We start from the raw sequence: 7,150 nt of genomic DNA on the forward strand, positions 1-7,150 counted from the left end.
GAGCGCCGAACGCCTGTAGTGCCGAGCCAGGCTCGGCAGGAGCGTTACCGGGAAAGCCTCTGCCGAGCATGGCTTGGGACTACGCAGGATCAGCCCCCTCCCTTTGCCGCAGGCAAGGGGAGGGCTGGGGAGGGGTAGGCCTATCGTTGGCTGGCTGAAGCGGATGTTCATTCGGCGAGCGCTTGAGGCTGTCGATTCACACAATTCCGCCTACCATGCTGCGGTCCCCTACCGGCCTGCCTTTCCATGCAACGACGCGACTTCCTGCGCAACGCCGCTGCCGCCTTGGCGGCATTCGGTCTTCCGGCCTTCAGCGCCTGCGCGGCTGGCAAACCCGCCCAGCTGGGCCTGCGCCGGCTGGGCCAAGCGCAGCCTTTCGACTTCGCCACGCTCAAGGGCCAGGCCCGTGCGCTGGCGCAGGCGCCGTACAAGAGCCACAAGCGCACCCTGCCGGGCGCGCTGGAGAAACTCGACTGGGACCAGTACCAGTCCATCGGCTACCGCCAGGACCATGCGCTATGGGCTGACCAGCCCGGCAAGTTCCAGGCGAAGTTCTTCCACCTCGGCCTGTACTTCCATTCGCCGGTGCGCATGTTCGACGTGGTCGACGGCAAGGCGCAGGAGCTGGCCTATGACGGCGCGGCCTTCAACTACGGCAAGAGCGGCATCCACGATGGCGAGTTGCCGGCCGACCTCGGCTTTGCCGGCTTCCGCCTCAATACCCGCAGCGATACCGACCGCGACTTCGCCGCCTTCCTTGGCGCCAGCTATTTCCGCGCGGTGGGCAAGGAGGGCCAGTACGGGCAGTCGGCGCGTGGCTTGGCCATCGATACCGGCATGGGCCGCCCGGAGGAGTTCCCGGACTTCATCGCCTATTACCTGGAGCAGCCGTCAGCCGACTCGGACACGCTGGTGGTTTACGGTCTGCTGGATTCGCCAAGCGTTGCCGGTGCCTATCGCTTCGCCATCACCAATGGCGATGTGCTGCTGATGGATATCGACAGCGCGTTGTACCCGCGCAAGGAAATCGAGCGGCTCGGCATCGCGCCGTGCACCAGCATGTACCAGGTCGGCGAGAACGATCGCCGCATGGATTGGGACTGGCGCCCGGAGATCCACGATACCGATGGCCTGTCGATGTGGAACGGTGCCGGCGAGTGGATCTGGCGGCCGCTGTGCAATCCGGCCAACCTGCGTTTCAACATGTTCGTCGACAACAACCCGCGCGGCTTCGGCCTGCTTCAGCGTGACCGCAACTTCGACCATTACCAGGACGACGGCGTGTTCTACGAGAAGCGCCCCTGCCTGTGGATCGAACCCAAGGGGCAATGGGGCGAAGGTTCGGTGCAGCTGGTGGAGATTCCCACTGTCGATGAAACCTTCGATAACATCGTTGCCTTCTGGAACCCCAAGGCCAAGCCGCAGCCGGGCCAGGAACTGCTGGTCGGCTATCGTCTGTATTGGGGCGCCGAGCCGCCAGCACGTCCGCCGCTTGCGCACTGCGTGGCCAGCCGCACCGGCCTGGGCGGCATCATCGGCAAGAAGCGCGAGTATTTCTCGTGGCGTTTCGCGGTCGACTTCGAAGGCGGCGAACTGGCCAGCCTGATCGACAAGGCCGACGTCGAGGCGGTGGTTGAAACCAGCCGTGGCCGCGTGGAAGTGGTATCGGCGCGCCCGCTGCGAGAGATCAAGGGCTACCGCGCCATGTTCGACCTGGTGCCGCCGGACGGCAGCACCGATCAGATCGACGTGCGCCTGTACCTGCGCAGCGGCGGCAAGACCCTGAGCGAGACGTGGTTGTACCAGTACAGCCCGCCGGCTGCTGGTGCGCCGGAGCGGACGTTGTATTGAGGGCTTTGCTTGAAGCTCTTGCTTAAGCCCCTCTCCCGTTTACGGGAGAGGGGTTGGGGTGAGGGCAAGCTTTTAAGGCTCAGACCAAAGCAGCGCTTCGCGCCTCCCCTCATCCGCCCTCCGGGCACCTTCTCCCGTGAACGGGAGAAGGGACGCATCACTTCCGCGAGTTCTCGTTACAACGGCAACGGCGCCTGCATCGGATCAATCCGCCCCTCACCGCGGGTGATCTTCTTGAACTCTGCGCGGCTCACCGACACATAGCGGTCGTTGCCGCCGATCTCCACCTGCGGGCCGTCCTGCACGGCAAACCCGTTCTCGTCCACGCGCACGGTCATCGTCGCCTTCTTGCCGCTGTGGCAGATGGTCTTGATCTCCTGCATCTCGTCGGCCCAGGCCAGCAGGTATTGGCTGCCTTCGAACAGCTCGCCACGGAAGTCGGTACGCAGCCCGTAACACAGCGCCGGGATGCGCAACTGGTCGACCACCTCGGACAGCTGCCAGACCTGCGACTTGCTCAGGAACTGCGCCTCGTCCACCAGCACGCAGCCGAGCTTGCCGTGGGCGGCGATGTCCTGCTGGATCAGCTTCTCCAGGTCGGTATCGCGCTCGAAGGTGGTGGCTTCGGCCTGCAGGCCGATCCGCGAGGCGACTACGCCGGTGCCAGCGCGGTGGTCCAGGTGCGGGGTCAGCAGGGCGACACGCATGCCGCGCTCGCGGTAATTGTGCGCGGACTGCAGCAGGGTGGTGGTCTTGCCGGCGTTCATCGCCGAATAGTAAAAATAGAGCTTGGCCATGCTCCATTTTACCAATCAGCGTCGAATTGCTGCATGGCGGGTACCCGCAGAACCCGATGGTGCGTGATGCGGGGGCATCATCGGGCCATGGTGGGGGGGCCAACTGTGATCTTGGGATACAACGTTGGGCCAAGTCGATCCCTCCAGTCCATGTCCTGCTGCTGGAAGTAAAGTCGAGGCTGCCAGAGCGCTGGGGCATAGAACTTGCCGCCGGGAATATGGGTGCTTGGCACCATGGTTGTATCTTTCGCCGCCGTGGGAGCACCACTGCCGCCTCCTGGAAGCGACCCGACGATGGTCAAATTGCCGCCAAACCCCGTCCTGCTGCCAGTCACCTCGCGAATCCCGCGGCGTAGCACCTTTGCCAACCTTGGTCTGGCCACATCGTCGCCGTACTGCATGTAAATGGAGGGGCCAAGTTCCAGGGCACGGGAGCGCTCGCTTAGGCTGAGCGCAGTCCAGTACTTTTCACGTAGTGTCAGGAGTTCGGGGTAACCGCGCTCAGCTGCAAGGTCCATCCATGCATAGGCGGTGGAAGGGTCTCGAGGCAATCCGAACTGGCCCTGCCAGTAACCTTCGGCGATAACTGCCTGGGAAGGCTTGTCTGCATAGCGCGCGGCGCGTAAGAGGGCATTGATACCTCTTACGTGTTGTCCACGATGCAGCAGATCCAGGCCAAACTGCCGATAGAGAACATCAGGGTGAGACGAAAGGAACCCTGAAGCCACGAAATCCGCGTTGATTTTCTCCGGCTGGTCCGTTGGCTGTGCAATCGCACGATTGACGGCGAGAGTCATTGCGGAAGCAGTTGCAATTATCGCCAGCCCAATAGCCCACATCCTGTTCATGTCGAGCCCCGCGTCCTGAGGTTCCGACAGACTACCACTTCCAATTGCCGGTAGAATTCCCATTGGTTGTCATTCGCGGCGTTCATGCTGGACTCCCTCAATCCCCCTCAACGCGCGGCGGCTGTACATGCCGAAGGTCCTCTGCTGGTGCTGGCTGGTGCCGGCAGTGGCAAGACGCGCGTGATCGTCGAGAAAATCGCCCATCTGATAGGCATTCGCCGCTACCCGGCCCGCCGCATCGCCGCGATCACCTTTACCAATAAATCGGCCAAGGAAATGCGCGAGCGTGTGGCCAAGCGCCTGCGCGCCGAGGACGCGGCTGAGGTCACCATCTGCACCTTCCATGCCTTGGGCCTGAAGTTCCTGCAGATTGAACATGAACAGGTGGGTTTGAAGCGCAATTTCTCCATCTTCGATGCCGACGATGCCGGCGCGCAGATCAAGGATTTGCTGGGCGGTACCAACGCCAAGCCCGATGACATCGAGGACATGAAAAACCTGATCTCGCGGGCCAAGAACTCCGGCCTGTCACCCGAGCAGGCAATGGCGGCGGCGCGCAGCAACCGCGAGAAAGACGCGGCGATGGTCTACGAGCTGTACCAGACCCGTTTGACCTCGTTCAACGCGGTGGATTTCGATGACCTGATCCGTCTGCCGGTGCAGGTGCTGGAAGAACACCCGGATATCGCCCTGGCCTGGCGCGAGCGCATCGGCTACCTGTTGGTCGACGAATGCCAGGACACCAATGATGCCCAGTACCGCCTGCTCAAGCAGTTGGCTGGGCCCGCCGGCAACTTCACCTGCGTGGGCGATGACGACCAGTCGATCTATGCCTGGCGCGGCGCCAATCCTGAAAACCTGCAGCAGATGGGCGTGGATTATCCCAAGCTGCAGATCATCAAGCTGGAACAGAACTACCGTTGTTCCAACCGCGTGCTGCGCGCGGCCAATGCGTTGATCGCACACAACCCGCACGAGCACCTGAAAACCTTGTGGTCGGATCAGGCCGACGGTGAACGCATCCGCGTGTGGGAATGCCGCAACAGTGAACATGAGGCGGAAAAAGTCGCCTCTGAGATCCACTTCCTCGCCACCAATCGCAAGATTCCGTGGAGTGATTTCTGCATCCTGTTCCGCGGCAACTTCCAGTCGCGGCCGCTGGAAAAAGCGATGCAGCTGGTCGGCGTGCCGTATCACCTCAACGGTGGCACGGTGTTCCTTGAACGGCAGGAAGTGAAGGATACGCTGGCGTGGTTGCGCTTGATCGTGAACCCGGACGACGACACCGCCTTCATGCGCGCGGTGCAGTCGCCCAAGCGCGATGTCGGCGCCAGCACGCTGGCCAAGCTGGCCGAGCTGGCGTCCGAGAAGGACATCCCGATGGCACAGGCTGCTGAAAGCATGGGCGCGCTTGCCCAGCTCACCCCGCGTGCGGCCAATAGCCTGAGCAAGTTCACCGATATCCTGCGCGCGCTGCGGCTGGACATGCGTGGCATGAGCTCAGGCGATCTGGTGCGGCGCGTGTCCAAAGATTCGGGCATGTTGGCCGAACTGCGGAATGCAGCCAAGGACACTGCCGGCTACGAGCGTCGTGCAAACAATCTGGAAGAACTGGCTTCGTGGTTCGAGAGCGGCCCGCGAGGTGCCAGCGCCGCCGACATGGCCGCGCAGCTGGCGCTGATTTCGCGTAACGACAAGGACGACGGCGGCAACCAGGTGCGGATGATGACGTTGCATGCGTCCAAGGGCCTGGAATTTCCGTATGTGTTCATCGTTGGCTGCGAGGACGGCGTGCTGCCGCATCAGGTCAGCCTGGATGAAGGCAACCTGCAGGAAGAACGGCGCCTGCTGTACGTGGGCATCACCCGCGCCAAGATCCAGCTGTGGATGAGTTTCAGTCGTTTGACGCGCAAGTTTGGCGAGCACATCCGGCTCAAGCCGAGCCGGTTTTTCGATGAGATTCCTGCCGGTGAGATCCAGCGCGATGGCGCCGATCCGGTGGCCGATGCCGCGCACAAGCAGGAGCGCGCCAAGGCCGGATTGGCAGCGATTCAAGCGCTGTTTGATTGATGCTTTGCCCCTCCCCTTTGGCGAAGCCAAGGGGGAGGCTGGGAGGGGGTAGCTTTGGCCCTTGGCTTTGCGCTTTGATTAAGGCTCTCTGCGAACAGCCCCCCTTTGCTTTAGGAGGTAGTACCGAGCCATGCTCGGCAGAGGCTCTACCGGCAAGAATCAAAAGCACCCCTCCCCAGCCCTCCCCTCTGCTACGCAGAAGGGAGGGGGCAGAAGCAACGAGTCCACCATGTCCCTGATCCAGACCGAACGCCTGCAACTGCGCCTGCTACGCGACGACGACGGCGATGCCGCCGCGATGCTGCAATTGCTCAACGAACCGGGCTTCCACGAATTCATCGGCGACCGCGGCGTGCGCACTGTGGAGGAAGCTCGCGAGTACGTGCGCAAGCACACCTTCGGCAGCTATGCCGCGCATGGCTTCGGCATGTATGCGATTGAACGGCGTAGCGATGGCGCCTGGCTCGGCAATGCCGGCTTGGTGCGGCGACCGGGCCTGCCTAGTGCCGATGTCGGCTACGCCTTGCTGTCGCCTTATACGGGCCAAGGCTATGCACGAGAGGCGGTGCAGGCGGTGCTTGATTACGCCCGCGGCACACTGGGCCTGGGCGAACTGCGTGCGATTGTCTCGCAGGGCAATGCGCGCTCAGTGGCCTTGCTGGAAAAGCTCGGCTTCGCTGATGGCGGCACGGTGATGCTGCCGGGCGAGGACGAACAGCTGCTGCTGTTCGTCAACACGCCATAAGGCTGAGCCGGCTCAGCCGCCCAACTGTTCCTGCAAGGCTGCTAGTTGTTCCTGCAGCGCAGCGACGGTGGCTTCCAACTGCTGCACGCGCTCTTCCAAAGCGCTGTTATCGACGGTGGCGGCAGAACCCGACGGCGCACGGTACTGCGCCGCCAGTGCATCCACATCAACTGCGCCACACAGCAGGTGCATGAAGCGGTCTTCGCGCTGGCCGGAGCCGCGCGGCAGCTGCACAACCAGGCCGCGCTGCTGCAAGCGTTCCAGCTGGTGGCGCAGGTCGGCGGCATCGGCGAACTTGGCCATGCGCTCGCTGCGGGTGGTCAGCTCACCGGCGGTCTGCGGGCCGCGCAGCAACAGCAAGCCGAGCAGGGCGACCTGCTGACGCGGCAGGTCGAGCTTGGGCCCGGTCAGGTGTTCGTAGCGGTCGGCGCGCGAGGCGAAGTGCTGGCGCACCAGACCCAGCGTCTCCAACTGGCGCAGTGCGTGCTGCACCTTGCCGGGGTCCAGATTCATCACCGGCTCGCGGGCGGTCTTCTGGTTGGCGGCTACCTGGGCGGCATTGACCGTCAGCGGATAGGTATCCGGGGTTGTGGCCTCCTTCTCGATCAGGCAGCCCAGCACGCGCGCCTGGGCGGCGTCGAGGATAGGGAAATCGGGGGTCTGGCTGGCGTCGGACACGGTTGGGGCTCTGGTCTTGCTAGGGGGCGCAAGCATAGCTGAGTGCGGAAATCGGGGTTAAAACCGGGGTCGGGCGCCGGCGGGGGTGGGGAGACCCCCGGCCCCCCCCGGCTTTTAAGGAGGGTTGCCGCCCCGCGCGGGCGGGGAGCGGGGCGGGCGTC

Annotated in this window: 6 protein-coding genes; 3 read left to right on the top strand and 3 right to left on the bottom strand. The window is 63.5% G+C overall.

What is annotated here, in order from left to right:
* The first annotated feature begins 246 nt into the window (after window positions 1-246).
* Entirely contained in the window at window positions 247-1,851 is a 1,605-nt protein-coding gene (locus ACVOLL_RS20295; protein ID WP_481514538.1) for an OpgD/OpgG family glucan biosynthesis protein, read from the top strand.
* Between the two features lie 176 nt (window positions 1,852-2,027).
* Here the strand turns inward: ACVOLL_RS20295 and ACVOLL_RS20300 are convergent, their stop codons facing one another.
* Complete coding sequence (locus tag ACVOLL_RS20300) at window positions 2,028-2,648, bottom strand: thymidine kinase (RefSeq protein ID WP_296250341.1); 621 nt, start codon at window positions 2,646-2,648, stop codon at window positions 2,028-2,030.
* 77 nt (window positions 2,649-2,725) lie between these two features.
* Window positions 2,726-3,496 (bottom strand): sel1 repeat family protein, encoded by a 771-nt coding sequence (locus ACVOLL_RS20305; protein WP_481514539.1) that lies wholly within the window; start codon window positions 3,494-3,496, stop codon window positions 2,726-2,728.
* Between the two features lie 87 nt (window positions 3,497-3,583).
* Here ACVOLL_RS20305 and ACVOLL_RS20310 point away from each other — a divergent pair, with 87 nt between their 5' ends.
* Together ACVOLL_RS20310 and ACVOLL_RS20315 are read left to right on the top strand one after the other, a co-directional pair.
* Complete coding sequence (locus tag ACVOLL_RS20310) at window positions 3,584-5,566, top strand: UvrD-helicase domain-containing protein (protein ID WP_481514542.1); 1,983 nt, start codon at window positions 3,584-3,586, stop codon at window positions 5,564-5,566.
* Between the two features lie 229 nt (window positions 5,567-5,795).
* Window positions 5,796-6,311 carry a GNAT family N-acetyltransferase gene (locus tag ACVOLL_RS20315; RefSeq protein ID WP_481514540.1) on the top strand — a complete coding sequence of 172 codons (516 nt, stop codon included), beginning with the start codon at window positions 5,796-5,798 and terminating at the stop codon, window positions 6,309-6,311.
* Between the two features lie 12 nt (window positions 6,312-6,323).
* Here ACVOLL_RS20315 and ACVOLL_RS20320 read toward each other — a convergent pair whose 3' ends face one another.
* On the bottom strand, window positions 6,324-6,989 hold the full coding sequence (locus ACVOLL_RS20320; RefSeq protein WP_481514541.1) for a YceH family protein: 666 nt from the start codon (window positions 6,987-6,989) through the stop codon (window positions 6,324-6,326).
* Between the last annotated feature and the right edge of the window lie 161 nt (window positions 6,990-7,150).

Source organism: Stenotrophomonas sp. STEN035 (genome assembly GCF_056759935.1).

Coding starts and splice junctions, on each gene's coding strand:
- ACVOLL_RS20295 (WP_481514538.1), top strand. CDS start 247: ATGCAACGACGCGACTTCCTGCGCAACGCCGCTGCCGCCTTGGCGGCA.
- ACVOLL_RS20300 (WP_296250341.1), bottom strand. CDS start 2,648: ATGGCCAAGCTCTATTTTTACTATTCGGCGATGAACGCCGGCAAGACC.
- ACVOLL_RS20305 (WP_481514539.1), bottom strand. CDS start 3,496: ATGAACAGGATGTGGGCTATTGGGCTGGCGATAATTGCAACTGCTTCC.
- ACVOLL_RS20315 (WP_481514540.1), top strand. CDS start 5,796: ATGTCCCTGATCCAGACCGAACGCCTGCAACTGCGCCTGCTACGCGAC.